Origin of the sequence: Nocardia sp. NPDC046763 (assembly GCF_040645495.1) — a bacterium.
Lineage (GTDB): Bacteria > Actinomycetota > Actinomycetes > Mycobacteriales > Mycobacteriaceae > Nocardia.
In genome coordinates this window covers 385,667-405,450 of the sequence record NZ_JBEYYI010000002.1, presented here as the reverse complement: position 1 = coordinate 405,450, position 19,784 = coordinate 385,667, and the positions used below count along the sequence as shown (strand labels likewise).

Annotated in this window: 17 protein-coding genes; 3 read left to right on the top strand and 14 right to left on the bottom strand. The window is 67.4% G+C overall.

The window, feature by feature from the left end:
* Window positions 1–83: 83 nt before the first annotated feature.
* The 9 genes from ABZ909_RS04695 to glf all read right to left on the bottom strand — a co-directional run bounded on the left by ABZ909_RS04695 (window position 84) and on the right by glf (window position 11,852).
* Window positions 84–1,130 (bottom strand): alpha/beta hydrolase family protein, encoded by a 1,047-nt coding sequence (locus tag ABZ909_RS04695; RefSeq protein ID WP_356996234.1) that lies wholly within the window; start codon window positions 1,128–1,130, stop codon window positions 84–86.
* 149 nt (window positions 1,131–1,279) lie between these two features.
* Window positions 1,280–2,215, bottom strand: a complete 936-nt coding sequence (locus ABZ909_RS04690) for an alpha/beta hydrolase (protein WP_356996326.1) — start codon at window positions 2,213–2,215, stop codon at window positions 1,280–1,282.
* A 141-nt stretch (window positions 2,216–2,356) separates the two neighbouring features.
* The gene (locus tag ABZ909_RS04685; protein WP_356996233.1) at window positions 2,357–3,445 is read right to left on the bottom strand and encodes an alpha/beta hydrolase family protein; all 1,089 of its coding nucleotides are present in this window, start codon (window positions 3,443–3,445) and stop codon (window positions 2,357–2,359) included.
* Between the two features lie 335 nt (window positions 3,446–3,780).
* Window positions 3,781–4,749 (bottom strand): alpha/beta hydrolase family protein, encoded by a 969-nt coding sequence (locus ABZ909_RS04680; RefSeq protein WP_356996325.1) that lies wholly within the window; start codon window positions 4,747–4,749, stop codon window positions 3,781–3,783.
* A 347-nt stretch (window positions 4,750–5,096) separates the two neighbouring features.
* Window positions 5,097–7,037 carry a flagellar motor control protein ZomB gene (gene zomB, locus ABZ909_RS04675; RefSeq protein ID WP_356996324.1) on the bottom strand — a complete coding sequence of 647 codons (1,941 nt, stop codon included), beginning with the start codon at window positions 7,035–7,037 and terminating at the stop codon, window positions 5,097–5,099.
* 46 nt (window positions 7,038–7,083) lie between these two features.
* Window positions 7,084–8,031 carry a decaprenyl-phosphate phosphoribosyltransferase gene (locus ABZ909_RS04670; RefSeq protein ID WP_356996232.1) on the bottom strand — a complete coding sequence of 316 codons (948 nt, stop codon included), beginning with the start codon at window positions 8,029–8,031 and terminating at the stop codon, window positions 7,084–7,086.
* A 26-nt stretch (window positions 8,032–8,057) separates the two neighbouring features.
* Window positions 8,058–8,642 (bottom strand): phosphatase PAP2 family protein, encoded by a 585-nt coding sequence (locus ABZ909_RS04665; RefSeq protein WP_356996231.1) that lies wholly within the window; start codon window positions 8,640–8,642, stop codon window positions 8,058–8,060.
* On the bottom strand, window positions 8,639–10,585 hold the full coding sequence (locus tag ABZ909_RS04660) for a glycosyltransferase (protein WP_356996230.1): 1,947 nt from the start codon (window positions 10,583–10,585) through the stop codon (window positions 8,639–8,641). The genes ABZ909_RS04665 and ABZ909_RS04660 overlap by 4 nt, the downstream gene beginning before the upstream one ends.
* A gap of 70 nt (window positions 10,586–10,655) precedes the next feature.
* On the bottom strand, window positions 10,656–11,852 hold the full coding sequence (gene glf / locus ABZ909_RS04655) for a UDP-galactopyranose mutase (protein ID WP_356996229.1): 1,197 nt from the start codon (window positions 11,850–11,852) through the stop codon (window positions 10,656–10,658).
* Between the two features lie 318 nt (window positions 11,853–12,170).
* Between glf and ABZ909_RS04650 the strand changes: the two genes are divergently transcribed.
* Window positions 12,171–13,394, top strand: a complete 1,224-nt coding sequence (locus tag ABZ909_RS04650) for a hypothetical protein (RefSeq protein ID WP_356996228.1) — start codon at window positions 12,171–12,173, stop codon at window positions 13,392–13,394.
* A gap of 267 nt (window positions 13,395–13,661) precedes the next feature.
* On the opposite strand, the gene ABZ909_RS04645 is transcribed toward ABZ909_RS04650, so the two are convergent.
* Together ABZ909_RS04645 and ABZ909_RS04640 are read right to left on the bottom strand one after the other, a co-directional pair.
* Complete coding sequence (locus tag ABZ909_RS04645; protein WP_356996227.1) at window positions 13,662–14,417, bottom strand: MerR family transcriptional regulator; 756 nt, start codon at window positions 14,415–14,417, stop codon at window positions 13,662–13,664.
* 73 nt (window positions 14,418–14,490) lie between these two features.
* Window positions 14,491–14,943: a DUF4189 domain-containing protein gene (locus tag ABZ909_RS04640; RefSeq protein ID WP_356996226.1), complete on the bottom strand. Its 453-nt coding sequence runs from the start codon at window positions 14,941–14,943 to the stop codon at window positions 14,491–14,493.
* Between the two features lie 285 nt (window positions 14,944–15,228).
* Between ABZ909_RS04640 and ABZ909_RS04635 the strand changes: the two genes are divergently transcribed.
* Entirely contained in the window at window positions 15,229–15,960 is a 732-nt protein-coding gene (locus ABZ909_RS04635) for a S1 family peptidase (RefSeq protein ID WP_356996225.1), read from the top strand.
* Between the two features lie 87 nt (window positions 15,961–16,047).
* Here the strand turns inward: ABZ909_RS04635 and ABZ909_RS04630 are convergent, their stop codons facing one another.
* The gene (locus ABZ909_RS04630; RefSeq protein WP_356996224.1) at window positions 16,048–16,686 is read right to left on the bottom strand and encodes an NAD(P)H-binding protein; all 639 of its coding nucleotides are present in this window, start codon (window positions 16,684–16,686) and stop codon (window positions 16,048–16,050) included.
* A 29-nt stretch (window positions 16,687–16,715) separates the two neighbouring features.
* The gene (locus tag ABZ909_RS04625; RefSeq protein WP_356996223.1) at window positions 16,716–17,654 is read right to left on the bottom strand and encodes an EamA family transporter; all 939 of its coding nucleotides are present in this window, start codon (window positions 17,652–17,654) and stop codon (window positions 16,716–16,718) included.
* A 107-nt stretch (window positions 17,655–17,761) separates the two neighbouring features.
* Here ABZ909_RS04625 and ABZ909_RS04620 point away from each other — a divergent pair, with 107 nt between their 5' ends.
* Window positions 17,762–18,262 (top strand): MarR family transcriptional regulator, encoded by a 501-nt coding sequence (locus ABZ909_RS04620; protein ID WP_356996222.1) that lies wholly within the window; start codon window positions 17,762–17,764, stop codon window positions 18,260–18,262.
* Window positions 18,263–18,279: 17 nt separating this feature from the next.
* Here the strand turns inward: ABZ909_RS04620 and ABZ909_RS04615 are convergent, their stop codons facing one another.
* Complete coding sequence (locus ABZ909_RS04615) at window positions 18,280–19,707, bottom strand: SpoIID/LytB domain-containing protein (RefSeq protein WP_356996221.1); 1,428 nt, start codon at window positions 19,705–19,707, stop codon at window positions 18,280–18,282.
* Window positions 19,708–19,784: the final 77 nt, after the last annotated feature.

Below are 19,784 nucleotides of genomic sequence, written 5' to 3'. Positions count from 1 at the left end.
GCACCGTGATGGATCACCACCCCGGTGCGAAATACACGACGGCCGCCGTCCCCGAGGACGGCGGCCGCATCCGGGAGTCGGGTCTATCCGATGTTCGCGGACATATCCGGGATCATTCGAAGGGCGTCGTCCTGCCAGTTCGTCCAGGCGTGCAGCCCGGTGGCCGGAAAGTCCCAGACAATGTTCTGCGCGCCCAGGGTGAGCATGCGTACCTGGAAGGCGCGAGTATTGGCCAGCGCCAACGTTTCCAGCGGCGCGCCGCGGATCAGCCGGTCGGCTGCCACGCCGAGCGGGATGTTCAGATCGTCGGGCCTGGGCGCGCCACTGCCGGCGGAGATCCACATCCGGGTGTGGTTGGCGATCAGGATGGGCGCGAAGACGAACGGGTCCATGCGCAGCCACTGCGGCCCCCATGGCGGCGCCATGGAGTCCACGTTGTAGCCGCCAGCGTCGATCATGGCACTCCGGATCGCCTCGCGCATACCGGGCGCCGAGATGTTCAGGTAGCCGGAGTACGAACCGGCGTAGCTGAAGAAGTCGGGGTGGTACGCGGCCAGGGTGAGCGCGGCGCTGCCGCCCATGGACAACCCGAAAACGCCGTTGCGATACGGGTTGAGGCCCAGGCGGTTCTGCAGCTCCCAGCGCAGGTGGTTGGTGAGGAAGTCCTCCCAGGCGTAGCGGTAGCTCTTGCCCGGGCCGCCGCCCATGGACTCGGTGACGCCCGATCCGGTGCCGTAGGACGCGGATCCGGTGCCCGGCGCGGCACCGAAGAACGAGCTCGGCGCATCCCAGTCGGCGTAGAAGCTGGACTCGCCGCCGATCGGCATCACCACATTGATGTTCCAGTCCGCCAGCACCTCGGCGACATTGGTGTTGATCTCCCAGCCGCTGAGATCCTGCTGGGCGCGCATCCCGTCCAGGACGTAGGCGACGCGCTGGGTATTCCCGTCGCGAGCGCGCAGGACGCGGGTCTTGATCGGGCCCATGACCGGGGAATCGGCCCAGAAATCGAAGATGGCCGGGTCGAACGCCGCGGTGGCCGGTGGCAATTCGATCACCGCCATCAGGGGCACCAGCAGGGCGGCAGCTGCGACGCCCAGTACCTTCCGTGTGAAGCCTCGAACCCGCATCGACCCAGCCCTTCTCGGTTTGAGCAGAACATTGATCACGCAGAACTGATCTTCGGTACAACCTGAGTATCGGATGTCCAACTGGGTGTGTCCGGTGCGGACACTACGGCGAGTCGCGAATCGATCTTCAACGATTCGGTACCGCGCTCTCAGCGATCCAGGGCCACGCGCAGGTCTCCGAGCCATTTCCGCTGCGTATCCCGGGCGAGCGCGGAATCGGGGGCCGAGAGCTCGAACATGTGCCAGGCGCCCGGCACATTGCAGACCTGAACCGACGTGCCGGAATCCATGAGTCGGCGGGCATAGTCCAGGGCCTCGTCGCGCAGCGGATCCAGATCGCAGACCAGGACGAAGGCGGACGGAAGACCGGACAGATCGGTCGCATGCGCCGGGCTGGCGTAGACCGGGACCGCATCGGCGACCGGCTGCGGCAGGTAGTGCGCGTAGGTCTGGGTCATATCGGTGTTGTTGAGGAACCGGCGGTCGGTGATCCCCCGGGCCGACTCGGTGTCGTGCCGGTGGTCGACGGTCGGGATGTACATCGACTGGTAGGCGATGGCCGGCCCGCCGCGATCGCGGGACAGCAGCGCCAGCGCCGCGGTCAGACCGCCGCCCGCCGACTTCCCGGTGACCGCGATCCGCTCCGGATCCACGCGAAGGTCACCGGCGTGCTCGGCAATCCACTCCAGCGCCGCGTAGCAGTCCTCCATGCCCGCCGGGTATCGATGCTCGGGCGCGAGCCGGTAGTCCACCGAAACGGCCACCGCGCCAACCTGTTCCGCGATGGCGATGGCGGTCCGGTCCGCGCCGGGCCGGGATCGGCCGAAGGCGAAGCTGCCGCCGTGAATGTGCAGCACCGCGGGCAGCACATCCGCCACACCCTTCGGCCGGTACACGCTGATCGGCACGAGATTGCCGTCGGGTCCTTCGATTTCGAGGTTCTCGATCTCGACCCGCGAGGTGTCCAGCGGCAACCGATCCATCGTCGCCTCGAAGTTGCGGCGGGTGGCCGCGAGGTCATCGAAGAAGCTCGGGCGCTCGGGCATCGCGGCGAGGACGTCGGTCAGTTCGGGGTGTACGGCCATACTGTTCACAATCGCTCCATAGTATCATTGATACCGTTTCTATGGCATGAAACTATAGTCTCAATGAGACTGTGTCAAGACATGCAAAAAGCCCCCGCCCGAGAAGGCGGGGGCTTTCTGCAGCGCGGAGAGCCGGCGCTGTTATCCGATGTTGGCCGAGAGGTCCGGCAGCATCCGGTAGACCTCGGCGTTCCAGTTGTTCCAGTTGTGGACACCGGTCGCCGGGAAGTCGTAGGTGACGTTGTTGGCGCCCAGGGACGCCATCCGAGCCTGGAACGCCCGGGTGTTCACCAGCGCGAGGGCCTCCAGCGGCATGCCCTGGACCACCGACATCACACCCGAGACGTCACCCGGACCGGGCAGCGCGCTCGCGGCCGAGATCCACAGCCGGGTGTTGTTGTCCTTCAGACGCGGCGCGAAGACGAACGGGTCCATGTGCAGCCACTGCGGCCCCCACGGCGGAGCCATGGAGTCCACGTTGTAGCCGCCGGCGTCGATCATGGCGACGCGAATGGCCTCACGCATGCCGGGCGCGGAGATGTTCAGGTAGCCGGAGTACGAGCCCGCGAAGCTGAACTGATCCGGGTGGTAGGCGGCCAGGGTCAGCGCGCCGGAACCACCCATGGAGAGACCGAAGACGCCATTACGGGTGCGGCTGAAGCCGAGCCGGCTCTGCAGCGCGCTGGGCAGGTCCTGGGACAGGAAGGTCTCCCAGGTGTAGCGGTAGCTCTTGCCGGGGCCGCCACCCAGGATCTGGAAGGCGCCCGAGCCGGAGGACGAGCCCGAGGCCGAGCCGGAGGACAGCTTGGAGGATCCGGAGGACGAGCCGGCGCCGTCACCCACGCCGAGCACGCTACTGGGCGCGTTCCAGTCGGCGTAGAAGCTGGACTGGCCGCCGATCGGCATCACGACATTGATGTTCGCCGCGGTCAGCGCGTGCGCGATGTCGGTGTTGATCTCCCAGCCGCTCAGGTCCTGCTGGGCGCGCATGCCGTCGAGGGCATAGACGACGCGGGAGGTATTGCCGTCGGCCGCGCGGAAGACGCGGGACTTGACCGGGCCCATGGATGCGGAGTCGACGTAGAAGTCGAACCCGTCGGGATCCAGTGCCGCGTTCGCTGTGCCGACGCCCACCGCCGACACCCCGAACGGCAGTGCAATCGCCAACGCCAATCCGACCACGGAATTCTTGAGCCAACCGCGGGATCTGTGACGTCTATCGCCTCGCATTTATTTGTCCGGCCTTTCCAGTCGTTCGGTCTCACCGTGTGCTCGTAACCACGTTTGAGGTCTCGGGGACCCTATCGTGCATAGGCCAACGAGACGTTATCGGATCGTGACAAAAGTGACGAGCGCCACTGTTGGCGAGGAATGTGGCGCACATCAGCGCCAGCTTGCGACTCGAGAGTCGAATTCCGCCCCCATAGACTCATGCGCATCAACTATCACTCCATACTGCGCGAACCACACTGCGCGACTTCAGCATCCCCGATACTGCAAGGCGAATACCAAAGGCGCGCTACAACTCTCGAAAGTCTCAGGGAACTCACCGCCGGCCGGCCCGCTCACCCGATGTTCGCCGACAGGTCCGGGAGCATCCGATTCAACTCGGCTTCCCAGTTGCGCCAGTTGTGCACGCCGACGGCCGGGAAGTCGTACACGACATTGCCGCCACCCAGTGCCGCCCACCGGGCCTGGAAGCCCTTGGTGCCGACCAGGGCCACCGCCTCGATGCCCATGGCCTCGATGGTCGAGGCATTGATGGCGTCGGTGGACGCGGGCAGGCCGCTGCCCGCCGAGATGAACATCTTGGTGCCGTTGGCCTTCAGCTTGGGCGCGAACTGGAACGGATCCAGGTGCTGCCACTTGAAGTCCTTCGGCCCGGCCAGCGCGTCGACGTTGTAGCCGCCGGCGTCCACCATGGCCAGCCGGACGGCGGCGCGCATTTCCGGCAGCGACAGGTCCAGCGCACCGGACATCGAACCGGCGTAGGCGAATTGGTTCGGATGGAAGGCCGCCAGCATCAGCGCGGAACCGCCACTCATGGACAGGCCGAAGATGCCGTTGCGAGTCGTGCTGAAGCCCAGCCGATCCCGCAGCGCGTTGGGTAGATCGGTGGTGAGGAAGGTTTCCCACTTGTAGGTGTAGGACTTGCCGGGACCACCGGAAAGTACCTGGGTGACACCGGATCCGGTCTGCCCGGAGGCGGTGCCCGCCGGGACGCCGAGGAAGGTGCTCGGGGAGTTCCAGTCGGCGTACCAGCTGGATTGGCCGCCGACCGGCATGACGACATTGATATTGGCGGCCGTCAGCGCATGGGCGACATCGGTATTGATCTCCCAGCCGTTGTCGTCCTCGCGCGCGCGTTCACCGTCCAGCGCGTAGACCACCCGGTTGGTATTGCCGTCGGCCGCACGGAAGACGCGCGACTTGATCGGGCCCATGCTGGAGTCGACGTAGAAGTCCATACCGTCCGGACTGAAAGCGGCCTGCGCGGCGGGCGCGCCCAACACCGACACCCCCATCGGCACCATCGTCGCCAATGCCAAGGCCAGCACCGACTTCCGCAACCAGCTCCGCGCCCCACCCTGAACCGTCACGCCCCGCATATTCGGCCTTCCGTCCGTGCGCCCCGGGCCTCCCTGCCTACCCGCCCGGGTTCGTATTGCGACAACCGTTGCCGCACAGCGGGTTTCTGGTCGGCGTCGGAAGTACTCGCGGAGCTTATCGCGAAACCCACGCCGGGGTGTTACCAAATTGAGATAGCTAACCACAACTCGTACCCCTGAGCGTGACGTTTCGGTCAAACCCCCGCACGGACACGCAAAAGACCCCGCATCCGGACAGGATGCGGGGTCTTTTCACACGTGCAGCGCGCGGATTACCTCGGCGGCGCGGGCGGCGCCGGCTGGGTCGGATCCTCCAGCTGGCAGCGCTGGATCTCGTACTTCGGCACCCGGTCGATGCGGTACTTGGCGAAGTCGAACGCCTGCATCAGGTTGTGCCGCCAGCGGTCGAAGGTCAACGGTGCCCGCGAGGAGGCCAGCATCGCCTGAGTATCCGGGCAGGACAGCGCCGTTCGGGCCTGGTCGCCCCACTTCTCGTCGAGGAACCACGGCATCCACGGGTGCCGGTCCACCATGCCGGTGTCCACGACCACCCAGTCCGGGTAGAGGTTCTTGTCGTGGCCGATGCGGCCGTCGGTGAGCCGATCGGTATGCGAGGCAAGCGGATACGCCAGGCCCATCTGGTCGATGACACGCACGTCCAGCGGGACGTTCATGCTGGTCATGCCCAGATTCAGGAAGAAGACCACGTGCTCGCCATTGCCCTCCGGCACCGGTGCGGGCACCAGATACCAGTTCGTGAACGAGGGCGAGTTGAGCAGCAGCGCACCGTCCGGCGAGTTGGCGATGTCCCGGACCATGGCGCGCATGCGCGGATAGTCCAGGTAGTCCTCGGCGCGGATCGGGTGGTCGTGCCCGGTATTGAGCACGTAGTAGATGCGCTCGTCCACAATGCCGTTGGCGCGGATCTTGGTCCCGGTGGTGATGGCGGTGGTGTTCGCCGCGAACAGCGCCCAGCCCGCGGTGCCCACGAAGGCGGCCGCCACCAGTACGAAAGCCCAGTCCAGGGCGCGCATTCCGGACTCACCCCGGCCGAAGCCCCGCGCTGGCCGCAGCGGCAGCACCGACACCGGCAGGAGCAGCAGGAACAGCTGCGGCAGCAGCATGCGGCCGTGCATGAAGTCGCCGCCGACCCGGACCTCGTAGACGGTGAGAAGCACACCGCTGCCGACCATGAGCGTCACGATCGCGGCGGGGGTGCGCAGCCACACGCTGAAACGGTGAATCCGCGTGCGCCAGTTCTTGTCTCCGGCGCCGGCGGTCGCATCTCCGCCGGCCGGATGCTCGGCCCGGCGCTGCCGGATCAGCACGATCGCGGCGACCGCCAGCACCAGCAGCGGCAGCCACAACCAGTACGGGCCCACCAGGTCCCACAGGTAGAGGACGCCCTGGTGCCACTTCGCGCCACCGGCGTCCTTGGCCACGGCGGTATTCGGATAGGGCAGACCGTAGTAGCCCATCCGCCAGATCTGGTACCCCAGCGGCACCAGCCCGGCCACCACCACCACCAGGCAGCGGAAAACCCAGGGCCGCAGCCGGGTTTGCGGCACCGGCGCGCAGAACAGGATCAGCAGCGCCAGGGCGCCGACCACCGTCATCTCCGGCCGCACCAGCGGCGCCAGCCCGGCGAAGAACACCAGGCCGAAAAAGCCTGCGGGACGCACCCGTTCGGCCTGACTCCAGCGAATCAGCCCCCACCACAGCACCGCCAGCCAGAAGATGACCAGGCAGTTCTCCAGTCCGGAGGTGGCGTAGTCGCGGGCCGGGGGCAGCGCGATGTAGACGATCGCGCCCGCTGGCACCAGCAGCGCGGACCGGGTGCCGCCCCACAGCCGGGCCGCGCCCAGCATGGCGAACACGATGGCCAGCACCGACAGCGTGAGCGTGATGCCGAGCACCACGTACTCCAGCCGCATGTGCGTCAGCCAGCTGAAGAACCAGACGACGTAGGTCCAGGCCGCGCTGGTATTGGTCTCGACGCGTTCGCCCGCGTTGAAGACAGGACCGTTGCCCGCCATCAGGTTTCGCACCGTGCGCAGGACGATCAGGCCGTCGTCGGCGATCCAGCGCCGCTGCCACGCGCCGGCCGCGAACAGTATCGCGGTCAGCACGATCCCACCGATGAACGTGGAGCGGGATAGTCGCGAGAAGCGTGCGGAGGCATCCGCACGCCGACGGGCGCGACCGACCGGCAATTGTGCCGTCGGCGCGCCCGTCTCTCGCTCTTCTCCCTCTACCACGTCAGGTGAGATAGACAGCGACACCCAGGGCTCCGATCAAGGCGATTGCGAGGAACTGGAGGACACGGTCCCCCAGGGCGATCTCTTCCGGCTCACCCGCTTCGCCGCCGTCGACGTCCACCGCGTACCGCATGATGGCGATGACGAACGGAATCATGGAGATGGCGAACCAGATGGTGTCCTTGGCGCGATCCTGCTCGAACGCCCACAGACCGTAGAACACGACGACCGCGGTGGCCGACAGGGTCCAGACGAAACGCAGGTAGGTCGGCGTGTAGTACTCCAGCGACTTCCGGATCTTGGCGCCGGTGTCGAGCGCGATCTTCAGCTCGGCGTAGCGCTTGCCGGCCGCCATGAACAGCGAGCCGAACGCCATGATCAGCAGGAACCACTGGGACAGATGGATATCCGAGGAGACGCCGCCGGCGACCGCGCGCAGCAGGAAGCCCGAGGACACGATGCAGATGTCCAGCACCGCTTGATGCTTGAGACCGAAGCAGTAGGCCAGCTGGATGCCGATGTACACCGCCATCACCACGGCCAGATGCCAGTTCGCGGTGAAGGACAACAGGATCGAGCCGAGCAGCAGCACCGCCGACAGCCCGTAGGCCAGGTTCACCGGCACCACGCCGGCCGCGATGGGCCGGAAACGCTTGGTCGGGTGCGCCCGGTCGGCCTCGACGTCGAGCGCGTCATTGACCAGGTAGATGCCCGAGGCGGCCATGCAGAACACCACGAAGGCGATGGCGACGTGCCCGAGCACCGACACGTCGGTGATCACGAGCGTGCCGCCGGCGGTCTTCCCGGCGGCCAGCGGCGCGGCGAGCACCAGCACGTTCTTGATCCACTGCCGGGGGCGCATGGCCTTGATCAAGCCGCCGCCCAACGTCTTCGGCGGTCCCTTGATGACCGCCTCTGCTAGGTCGGTGCTGGTCAGCTCTTCGCTCATGTCAACGGTGGCTCTTTCCTGGGCTGTCACTTGGCGAGTCTCTTTTCGGCGGCGAGCACGGCTGCGGCTGATGCTGCGCCCAGCGCGGAACCCGCGAGCACGTCGGAGGGGTAATGCACGCCGAGAACGACCCGGGAGAGCAGCATCGGCGGGACGAGCACCGCAGGCAAGGGTAGCCCGGTGAGCCTGCCCAGCAACACAGCCGCCGCCGTGGTGGAGGTGGCGTGCGAGGACGGGAAGCTGAGCTTCGACGGTGTCGACACGTTGACCTGCACGGACGGATCGTGCGGGCGGGGGCGGCGGACAATGCGCTTGATGACCACCGAGGCCGCGTGCGCGCCGAACGCGCCGACGGCCACGCCCGCCCACTGGCGGCGGCGCGGCTTGTCGAGCAGCGCTCCGGCCGCGGCGATGCCCAGCCAGCCCAGCGAGTGCTCACCGAAATGCGACATACCGCGCGCGGCCTTGACGACCGCCGGGTTCTGCCCGATGGTGCCCTGCACCAGGTTGATGATCTTGACCTCGGCCGGGGACGCGACCGGGGCCGCCGGCGCGTCCGGGACCACGTGCAGGCCTCGGTCCGGGCCGGAAGCAGTGTGAGCAGCGGTCATTTGGGTTCGTTTCCTGATTCAGTATCGATACCGAAGACGTTCTCCCACGCGGCCTTGCTCGTGAGCTGCGCGTGCGCGCGACGGTACTGCTCGCGCACCTCCGGGAAGCGCTCGGCCAGCTCCTTGCGCAGCCGCATCGCTTCCTTGAACAGCTCCATGGCCTTTCGCGGATCCCGCTTACGGTAGACGACGCCGCGGCCGTCGGCGGTGGTAACGGTGACACCGTCCACCTGCGAGAGCAGGAACCAGCGCGCGTCCAGCGTGGGCACGTTCAGCTGCGGGGTCTCGTGGTGCTTCGGGTTGGCCTTGCGGAAGTTGTGCAGCACACCCTTGCCGAGCCGGGCCACCTTGGCGATCGGATTGCCGGGCTCGCCGACCGCGCCCACCTCGGCGTGCGAGGCCAGCGGCAGTTCGGTGGAGGACGGCACGATCACAGCGTCCGGGTATTCCTTGCGCATGGCGTGCACCTTGCCCAGCGCGGTCGGCAGCAGCTCGAACAGCTTGTCCGGTCCGGCCAGGTAGTCGCGGATCGCCTCGTTCTGGATGGCGACCGTCGAATACTCCAGGCACAGCAGGTGTTTCAGCGTGGCCTTGATGGTGTTGACCACCATCGGCCGGCCGTCGTTCGGCAGGTGCAGGGACGCCACCACCAGGCGGTTGCGCAGGTGGAAGTAGGCCTGCCAGTCGATGGCGTCGTCCTTGTCGGACCAGGCCATGTGCCACACGGCCGCACCCGGCAGGGTGACGGTCGGGTAGCCGTGTTCGCGTGCGCGCAAACCGTATTCGGCGTCGTCCCACTTCAGGAACAGCGGCAGCGGCTGCCCGAGCTCCTCGGCCACCTGGCGCGGGATGACGCAGGTCCACCAGCCGTTGAAGTCGACGTCGATGCGCCGGTGCAGCAGCTTGGAGTTGTCGCGGTCGCGCAGCGGGTTCTTGGCGAAGTCGTGGTCGTACTCCACGTTCGGGGCCGCGGTCCACATGAATATGGAACGGTCCACTACCTCGCCCATCACGTGCAGGTGCGAACGCTCCTGCAGGTTGAGCATCTGGCCACCGGTCAGGATGGGCGACTTGGCGAATCGCGAGAACGCCAGCGCACGCAGGATGCAGTCCGGCTCGATCTCGATGTCGTCGTCCATGTAGACGATGTATTCGGCGTCGGTGGTCTTGAGCGCCTCGTACATGACCCGGCTGTATCCGCCGGACCCGCCCAGGTTGGGCTGGTCGTGGATGGCCAGCCGACCGGCCAGGCGGGCCGCGGCCTCGGTGAAGCCGGGCTCGTCCACCACCTTGCGGGTGCCCTGGTCGGGGATGATGACGGCCTTGATCTTCTCCAGCACCAGCGGGTCGGAGCCAAGGGCGGTCAGGGTTTTCACCGCGTCGGTGGGGCGGTTGAAGGTCGGCATGCCGACGGCGATGCTGCCCTCACCCGGCGCCTCGACCGGCGCGTACCAACCGCCGCTGCGCATTTCGACATGGCTGTCGGTGGTGATGTCGAACCAGATCCAGCCGCCGTCCTCGAACGGGCCCAGATCCACCTCGAACTCCACGAAGGCGGCGGCCGCCGCGCCCTCACCGGGCGTGCTGAACTCGTTGCCCTGCACGTGGATTCGCGAGCCGTCGGCCTTGGAACGGTACACGTCCACGCGACCGTGGCCGGACAGCTCCAACTTCAGCACCACCGACTTCAGTACGCTCCAGCGCCGCCAGTAGCTGGCCGGGACCGCGTTGAAGTAGGTGCAGAAGGAGACCTCCGACTCCGCGCCGATGGCCAGCGCGGTGCGCGTAATGGCATGCGCGCGACGGGAATTGGTCCCGGATTCCTCGAGGTACAGCTTGCGCACGTCCAGCGGTTCACCCGGCCGGGGCAGGATGACGCGCTGGAGCAGGGATACGGCGCGAGTCTCGGTGGTCATGTCTTCCCGCGTGAGTTGGGCGGTCATTCGGCGGCTCGATCCTGCGGGAGTTCCCGCACCCCGTCGGCCTGATCAGCGGGCTGCGCAGTGTGGCTCATCAGACCTCCTGATCCACCAGCGGCGCACCGGACTCCAGGTGCGGGCGCAGCACATTGTCGAACATGCTGAGCGCCGCGCCGATGGCCATGTGCATGTCCAGGTACTGGTAGGTGCCCAGGCGGCCACCGAACAGCACCTTGGCCTCGGTGGTCTCGGTCCTGGCGCGCTCCCGGTAGGCCAGCAGCTTGGCGCGGTCGTCGGGGGTGTTGATCGGGTAGTACGGTTCGTCGCCGGTCTGGGCGAAGCGCGAGAACTCGCGCATGATGACCGTCTTGTCGGTCGGGTAGTCGCGCTCGGGGTGGAAGTGGCGCGGCTCGATGATGCGGGTGAACGGGACGTCCGCATCGTTGTAGTTCATGACCGAGGTGCCCTGGAAGTCACCGGTTTTCAGTACTTCGGTCTCGAAATCGATGGTGCGCCAGCCGAGCTCGCCCTCCGCGTAGTCGAAGTAGCGGTCCAGCGCGCCGGTGTAGACGACCGGGGCGTCCGGGTTCTGGGCGCGGATCTCGTCACGCACCTCGAACCAGTCGGTGTCCACGCGAACCTCGATGAGGTCGTTCTCGGCCATCTTCGACAGCCACGCGGTGTAGCCGTTCTTCGGCAGGCCCTCGTAGGTGTCGTTGAAGTAGCGGTTGTCGAAGGTGTAGCGGACCGGCAGGCGGGTGATGATGCCGGCGGGCAGTTCCCTGGGGTCGGTCTGCCACTGCTTGGCGGTGTAGTCCCGGATGAACGCCTCGTAGAGCGGGCGTCCGATCAGCGAGACGGCCTTCTCCTCGACATTGGTGGCGTCCTGGGTCTCGATCTCGGCGGACTGCTCCGAGATCAGCGCGCGGGCCTCGTCCGGGGTGAAGTAGCGGCCGAAGAACTGCGACAACAGGCCCAGTCCCATGGGGAACTGGTACGCCTGGCCCTTGTGCATGGCGAAGACGCGGTGCTGGTAGCCGGTGAACTCGGTGAACTGGTTGACGTAATCCCAGACGCGCTTGTTCGAGGTATGGAAAAGGTGGGCGCCGTACTTGTGGATTTCGATGCCGGTTTCCGGGTCCGCCTCGGAGTACGCATTGCCACCCAGGTGATAGCGGCGTTCTACCACCAGAACTCGCTTGCCGAGCAGGTTGGCGGTGCGTTCTGCGATGGTCAGCCCGAAGAAGCCGGAGCCGACGACGATGAGATCGAACGGGGATGCGACGGTCACGGCTGCCCAGACTACCGGCATGGCCGGGGAGCGCGCGTGGGCTCCGGCGGTGAAGGCCGACGGACTGGGTGTGGAGTCGATGCCGCGGCGATATGGAGGGCAGTGACTGGCGCCACGCGGGGCTCAGTAGAGTGACGCGGGCCATCCCGCCGTGTGGGATTGGTCGCAAGATTTTTGCGCAGAGTTCATGAAGGCGCAGACAGCGGCGTCACGGGAGCTGTATTACATCTCCACCCTAAAACTAAACATCCGACCAGTTTGTTGCCGTGTGCTATATGCGGCGGCCGTGCCCCTCGCTCGACCCGGAAGACCACGTATATGCGCTTCGCTCGATTCGCCCCACTAGTGGGTGCGCTGTCCATCACCGCCGTCATGGGCACTGCCGCACTGGTCCCCGGTGTGGCGCCCGCCCACGCCGACGAGGGCGACACCCTCGCCGCCGCCGAGATCACCGACGCCGGGGAGGTCTGCGGTAAGTCCGCGGCCACCTTCGACGACGTCATCACCGCGGCCGCCACCGCGGTCCGCACCGCTGTCCCGGCCGGCCAGCAGACCGCCTACGACCAGGCGGTCAATGACTTCCGACACAACATCGCGACGATCCACGTGCACCGCGACAGCTTGCCGCTGAGTCCGGACGAGGTGAACGACCGCACCCAGTTCCTCGACGACCCGATCGTCACCTACATCGTCAACAACCTGGACGCGATCCGGACCGGGCGGCTGAACCGGGCCATCGCGATCTCGCAGCTGAAGGTGAAGGACGTGGTCGAGGTGTTCATCCTCGCCACCCGGATCGTGAAGATCCCGGCCGAGTTCGCCGCCAGCCTGGTGCCGACTGTCGGCTTTGTGCTCTCGCCGATCGTCGGCGAACTGTTCAACGGCGTGAAGTCGCTGGCCAGGGCGGTGCAATCGCAGCTGTCGCTGGGCTGCAATGCCAATGGCGTCTACCAGAAGCTGCAGCTGGACCTGCCCGATGAGCATGTGGACGTGCCGCAGCCGCTCATCGATCTGGCCAACCAGCTGGTGAAGACCGACGGCAACTGCACCCCGCTGGCCGAGCTGACGACCTCCAACCTGGTCGAGCGCACCCGCAACTTCCTCACCACCGCCGCCGGGCTGCCCGTCGATCCGGCCACCGTGAATGCCAATGCCGATGCGCTGCAGGGCTTCCTGCGCGACAACCGGGTCGCCGACGTCATGATGCTGCGCCGCACCGAACAGCTCGGGCCGATCGTGGACGCACTGGACTACGGCCCGCTCACCTTCCTGGCCAACCTGGGCTTCGACATCTACGAGGGCCGCGCACTGAACACCGTGCCGCTGGCGGATGTGAAGGTGGAGAACGTCTTCGCGCTCATCACCTTCACGCTGGACACCACCAGCCTGCTGATGACCGTCGGCAATATGGCGGCCGGCTGGACGGGGGTGGCCAACACCATCCTGACCCCGCTGAGCATCGCCCAGGCCATCGCCTTCGCACCCACCACCTATGGTGCGCCGATCCTGCGGGGCGTCATGCAGTCCATGTGCGCGGCCTGATCCGCCGCTGAGAGCGCAACAGCCGCCCGGTCGAAAGACCGGGCGGCTGTTCGCTTTCCGGTTTGCTGCGGACGACCCAGCCGTTCCATATGGAGATCGAACTCATCGGGCTGGGCGGCTGATCATCCGGTGCCGACCCGGAAGGCTCTGGTGCACACCGTGATCCGAGGCTCTGAAGACATGCGCAATACGATTCGTCCGGTGCCGGGCCGGTGACGATGGCAGCCCTTTCGGCGACGGCCGAAAGGGCTGCGGAAGTGGTTGCGGCTACAGCCGGGTGTCGGCGTACACCCGGATCGCGTCGCGGACGTACTCGGCGGTTCCCTCGCCGTGCTTGTCGTAGTTCTTCGCGAATCGCGGGTCGGCTACGTACATGTCACCGAGACCGTTGAAGTACTGGGCGCTGACGGGTCCGCCCGTCGGGGTCGTACCGAGCCAGTCGTAGTGGCGCTGCACGATCGCCTGTACCTCGTCGCTGTCGACCGGGACTCCGGCCGCGCGGGCGCGACCGTAGTCGGCGGCGATATCCACATGGGTCTGGAGGTGGGCCTTCTTCTCGGCCTCGCTCATCGAGTTCCACCAGCGGTTGCCGCTGTCCCAGGCGTCCTTGCCCCAGCGTTCGATGACCTCGTCCTGGTACTGGGCGTGGTCGAATCCGTCGAATACCTCGTTCGCCATCAGTTGCTCGCCTGCTTCCGTTTTGCGCAATGTTGTTTGCACCGAGGTGATTTGGCGCGCGATCCGGTCCTGCTCGTGTTTCAGCAATTCCAGATGGGTGCGCAGGGCGGCAGCGGTGTCCTTTTGCCCGGCGAGGACTTCGGCGATGGCCGGCAGGCCCAGGCCGAGTTCCCGGAGCAAAAGGATGCGCTGCAACCGTACGAGGGATTCCTGGTCGTAATAGCGATAGCCGTTGGATCCGATCCGGCTGGGCGGCAGCAGCCCGAGGTCACCGTAATGCCGCAGGGTGCGGCTGGTGGTTCGGGCCACTTTGGCCAATTCCTGGATGGACCATTCGGCTGCCACGTTCGGGCCTTTCGTTCCCCTCGTTCTCCTCGACGAATTCAGGATGCAAGTTGACGTTGCGTCAAGGTCAAGGCTAGGCGCCGTCGGTGCACTGGGTGTAGCGGATGTGCACGCCCTGCTTCGCCGGGGCCGAGCTGCCGAACATGGCCGGCGGCGACGGCATCCAGTTGGTCAGCCGGGTCATGGCGTCCTGCTCGGCGTCGGCGCGGTTGCTGCCCGAACCGCCGTAGTAGTAGGTGTGGTCGTCGCTCTCAGCGATGGCGCCACAGCCGTCCCGGAACTGCACCATGATCTTGCAGCCGCGGTGCCCGCACTGGCCCAGCGCGTCGGCGTCGGAGCCACCCCAGCTCGGGTAGTTCCAGGCGGCGCCGTAGAAAGTGCCGCCGTCGGTGCTCATGGCGAGCGAGCCGTACAGCGAGCCGTCCGGTCCGCGCTCGGCGCTCGCGGCGCCGGCCCCCACCGTCGAAACCAGTACCGCGGCAGCGGAAACGAACATGGTCAGGGCGAGTTTGCCCGAAAAAGCCATTAGAAATTCTCCCCATTCGGCAGCGGCGAAAATGGCCGCTCCGCTTGCACTCCGGTGGTGCGATCACCACTGCCGGAGTTCTATCACGGGCCACCGACACGGCCAAGTCGGTTTCGCGCCGGAACCTGCTGGCGGGCAAAGCCTTCCGAATAGGCCATCGAATCGGTCGGGCCGGACATGACTTGCGCCGGGTAGGCGGGCGTGACATGCTCCACGCGCGCGCTACCGGACTCCCGATTTCCGCGCGCGCACGAATTTCGTTATTCGGGGGATGAGGAAAACCCAATGTTGTCTGCGGGCCGCGCCCGAGTTCTGTCCTGGGCGGCCGTGGCCGCCACCGCCGTGAGCTCCACGCTCCTGTTCGCCGGGCCCGCGGACGCGGCCGCACCGGTGGTGCTCGGCGGTGGTTCCGGCGTCTATGTCGAGGACCTCACCGACTCCAGCTCGGTCAACGACTGCACCATCACCGCCATCGGCTACGACAACAAGAACCAGCTCGTGGGGCTGACCGCCGGCCACTGCGGCGAGGTCGGCGCGCGTGTCGCGGCCGAGTACACCCGCTCCGGGGGCATCGGCGTCGTCGCCGAGAAGAGCGAGGAGATGGACTGGGGCATCATCGTGTTCAACCCGGACCGGGTGAACCCGACCCGTCAGGTCGCGCAGTCGGTCATCAATTCGGTCGGCGCGCCGCCGCAGATCGGGGAGAACGTCTGCAAGAACGGCCGCACCACCGGCTTCACCTGCGGCCCGGTCTGGGAGACCAAGTCCACCTACTTCCGCAGCCAGGTGTGCGCCAACCACGGTGACTCCGGCGCGCCGGTGCTGCGCGGCGACCAGCTGATCGGCATGGTGGTGGCGGGTACCGACTTCGACGCCGGGCCGGTCAGCATCGAGCTGCCGCTGTGCACCGGGGGCGGCAACCTGATCCACGAGCCGGAGCTGGCCACCAATATCAGCACCGTGCTGGCGGACATCAACGCGCACGGCGGGGCGGGCGCGGGCTTCCACGTCGCCTGATCCAGTTCTACGCCGCGGGGCGTGACCGGGTATTCCGGTCACGCCCCGCGGCGTATATCCAGGTGTTCTGTTGTGCCGTACGGTTTTTCAGTAGCCGACGGTGAAGCGGGTCCGGTGGTGCGCGGGCTGTTCGATCTCGTCGAGCAGGGCGACGGCCATGTCCTCCATGGAGATCGAGGAATTGCCCTCGTCGTCGGTGAGCAGGTCGTCCCGGCCGAGGCGGTAGACGCCGGTGCGCTCGCCGGGTTCGAACAGTGCGGCCGGGCTGACGTAGGCCCAGTTCACCGCGTGCGCGGTCGTCCGGAACACCTCGAGCTGGCGGCTGCCGCCCTCCGCGATGGGTACCAGCTCGGCCGGGAAGCCCGGCTGCTCGGTGAGGGTCTTGCCGGTCCCAGCGACGGTGAGGCTGCCCGCGCCGCCGATCACCAACAGCCGAATTCCGCTGTCCGCCAGGGCTTCCAGCAGCGCGGCGGCGACCTCGGCCAGTTCATGCTCGCGGCCCGGGACCGGGCGGGTGGCACTGACCACGACATCGCTGCCGGCCGCCGCCTTCTCGACATCGGCGGGATCGGCGGCATTGCCGGTCCACACCTCGACCTGCGCGGGTAGCTCCCGCAGCCGCTCGGCGGAGCGGGCGACCGCGCGTACCCGGTGGCCCCGGCTCAGCGCCTCGGCCACGACCCGGCTGCCGGCGTCTCCACTCGCTCCGAACACTGTGATCTGCATGGTCTTTCGCTCCTTATCGAGGGTTCGGGTCAAGCCGCGACGCGGTTCTTGGGAGTGTCGTCATCGGTTTGCGGTGCGGGTTCCGTTGTGCGGGGCGCGGATCCGGTCTGGCCGAGCAGGGTGCCGCCCAGTGCGATGGCCATGCCCAGGATCTGCAGCGGGGCCAGCGCCTGGCCGAGCGCGGCCCAGCCGATGACGGCCGCCGACAGCGGGCTGAGCAGGCCGAGGAAGGCCACCGAGGTGGCATTGGCCTTGGCGATGCCGCGGAACCACAGCGCGTACGCGGCGGCGGTACCGATCAGGCCGAGGTAGAGGTAGCCGCCGATGGCCCGGCCGTCCAGCGCGGGCGGCGCGCCCTCGGCGATGGCGGCGACCGGTAGCAGCAGGAGTCCGCCGGAGGTGAGCTGCCAGCCCGTCATGGCCAGCGGGCCGATGCCCTCGGGCCGTCCCCAGCGCTTGGTCAGCACCGTGCCCGCGGCCATGGCGATGGCGGCCAGCAGTCCGGCGATGATGCCGAGCGTGTCGAGAGTGGCTGTGGCCCTGAGTACTACGAGTGCCACGCCGACCAGCCCGATCAGCGCCGCTGCCACCTTGCGCACGGTGAGTCGCTCATTGAGACCGAGTGCGGCGAACCCGACCGCGAACAGCGGCGCGGCCGCGGCGAGCACCGCCGCCACCCCGCCCGGCAGCCGATAGGCCGCCACGAACAACAGTGCGGTGAATACTCCGATGTTCAGCCCGCCCAGCACGAGCGCGCGTGGAATCCATTGCCCGTGCGGCAGTTTCCGCGTGATGGCGAGCAACAGCAGCCCCGCGGGCAGCACCCGCATGAGCGCGGTGAACATGGGTCGCTCGGGCGGCAGGAACGTCGTGGTGACGGCGTAGGTCGACCCCCAGACCAGTGGCGCGAGCCCGGTGAGGGCGAGCGTCCCGGCGAGTCCGGCGACTCCGGCGCGTGCGGTGGTCATCGATAGCTCCTCATTGATAATCTCAACGTTGAGATAACACCATCTAGATACCTCACCGTCAAGTATCTCAATGTTGAGATTTATTCCGCCCCGAGAGGAGCCCGCCGGTGCCCGACGCCGTCGACCAGATCACCGCCGCCTGGCGTCAGCAACGGCCCGACATCGACACCTCCCCCATGGAGATCTTCGGCCGCCTCGCCCGCCTGGGCCGCATAGTCGACCGCGAGCTCTCCGACTTCTTCCGAGCCCAGGGCCTGGAACGCTGGGAGTTCGACGTCCTCGCCACCCTCCGCCGCTCCGGCAACGAATCCGGCCTCAGCGCAGGCGCTCTCAACAAGGCCGCGATGATCACCTCCGGCGCCATCACCAACCGCATCGACCGTCTCACCGCCAAAGGCTGGGTACAACGCGTACCCGACCCCAAGGACCGCCGAGCCATCCAGGTCCACCTGACGGACTCCGGCCGAGCTCTGATCGACCGAATCCTCCCTTTGCACGTGGAAAACGAGCAACGCCTCCTGGCCGACCTCTCCCCCGCCGACCGTGCAGCCCTCATCCCCCTACTCCGCAAGTTCGCCGAATCCCTCGGCGACCTCTCCTTGGACTGAACTGCTGGCCGAAACCGCTAGTGCGCCAAGGCAGGAGGGATAGGTTGTGCCGCGGCGTCGGCCGGGGCCGGGGCGTTGACCGGGGCCGGGGAGGTCGGCGGGGTGGAGGTGGAGACGGTCCGGGGAGCCGGAGTCGCGGCCGGGATCACCGGATTGAACGGGCCCGAGCTCGCTGGGGCCGGGGCGGTGCGGGGGTCGGAGGGCATGGGGTTGGGGTCGGCGCTGCCGGGGGACGGCAGAGGGGTGGTGACCCGTGAGCGGTTGTCGGGAGTGGGGCGTACCGGGGTCGCCGGGGTCGCCGGGGTGACATTGCCCGGGGTCGCTGGAGTTCGGGTGCCCGGGACGGTGTTGGTCGGGTCGGTGTAGGTCGGGACTGTCGCGTCCGGGGTCGCAGTGCCTGGGGTAACGGGGTCCGGGGTGGTGGGCGCGGCCGGGTCGGATTCCGTTGGGGTGGGCTGGGTTTGGGGGGACTGCGGGTTGAGGAAGGGGAGGTTGGGGGTTGCGGCGGCGGGGAAGTCGGTGAGGGCGGGGCCGACCTCCATGGCGGAGGCGGGGGTGGGGAGGCCGCCGTCGGGGGCGGCGGAGTATTCGGCGCGCAGGAGGTGGTTGTCGCGCACCAGGACTCGGCCGGAGGTGGCCTCGACGGCGCTGGTGGTGCGGGGGTCTTCCTTGTCGGTGCCGAGGTACATCTGGCAGTCGGTGGTGTCGCAGGTCTGGGCGTAGGAGTAGCGGTCTTCGGCGAGGACGTAGGAGCGGGCGGCGATGGCCTGGGCGCGCAGGGCCTCGGTACCGCCCTGGTCGGCCCATCCGGGGACCATTTCGGCGGGAACGACGCCCTTGAGGTAGTCGTCGAGGTCGAGCTCGTTGACGGTGCGGGGGGAGCCATTGTCGAGGGCGACGCCGAGGACGCCACGGTAGGCGTTGCCGCCGCAGATCGCGAGCTGTTCGTTGGCGGGGCGGGCGGTGCCGTCGGTGACGGGGTAGGCCCACGGGTCGTCGGTGCTGCCTTCCCAGAGGGTGTCTCCCTCGCAGCCCTGGGTGATGGTGACGTCGGCGCCGGTGGCGGTGGGGGTCAGATGCGCGGCCTGGCCGGGGATGACACGGCGGCCGGCGACGTAGAAGACGGCGTCGGAGCCTAGGTCGAGGGTCTTGTCGTCCTGCTCCATGAGGCGGACGCGGACCGTGGTCCGGCCGACGTCGGCGAGATCGGCTCCGGAGTAGTAGTTGGCCAGGATGCGGTCGGCGTCCCAGCCCGCGACGGCCTTGTCGAAGGCGCCGTTCTGGCTCAGGCCGCGCCCGTGACCGGCGCCGGCGGTGAAGAGGAAGGCATTGTCGGGCCAGGCCCAGAACAGCAATGCGGTGCCGCCGGTGGTGGCCGCGACAGCGAGGGAGAGGGTGAGCAGACCGCGCCGCCTACGGCGCTCGGCTAGGTACCCGTTCGGCATGTCATACCCGTTCTGTCTCGAGCCGAAGCTACATTCGAGTTACCCAAAACTAAGCCTCAACCTTACGTTCAGAGAAT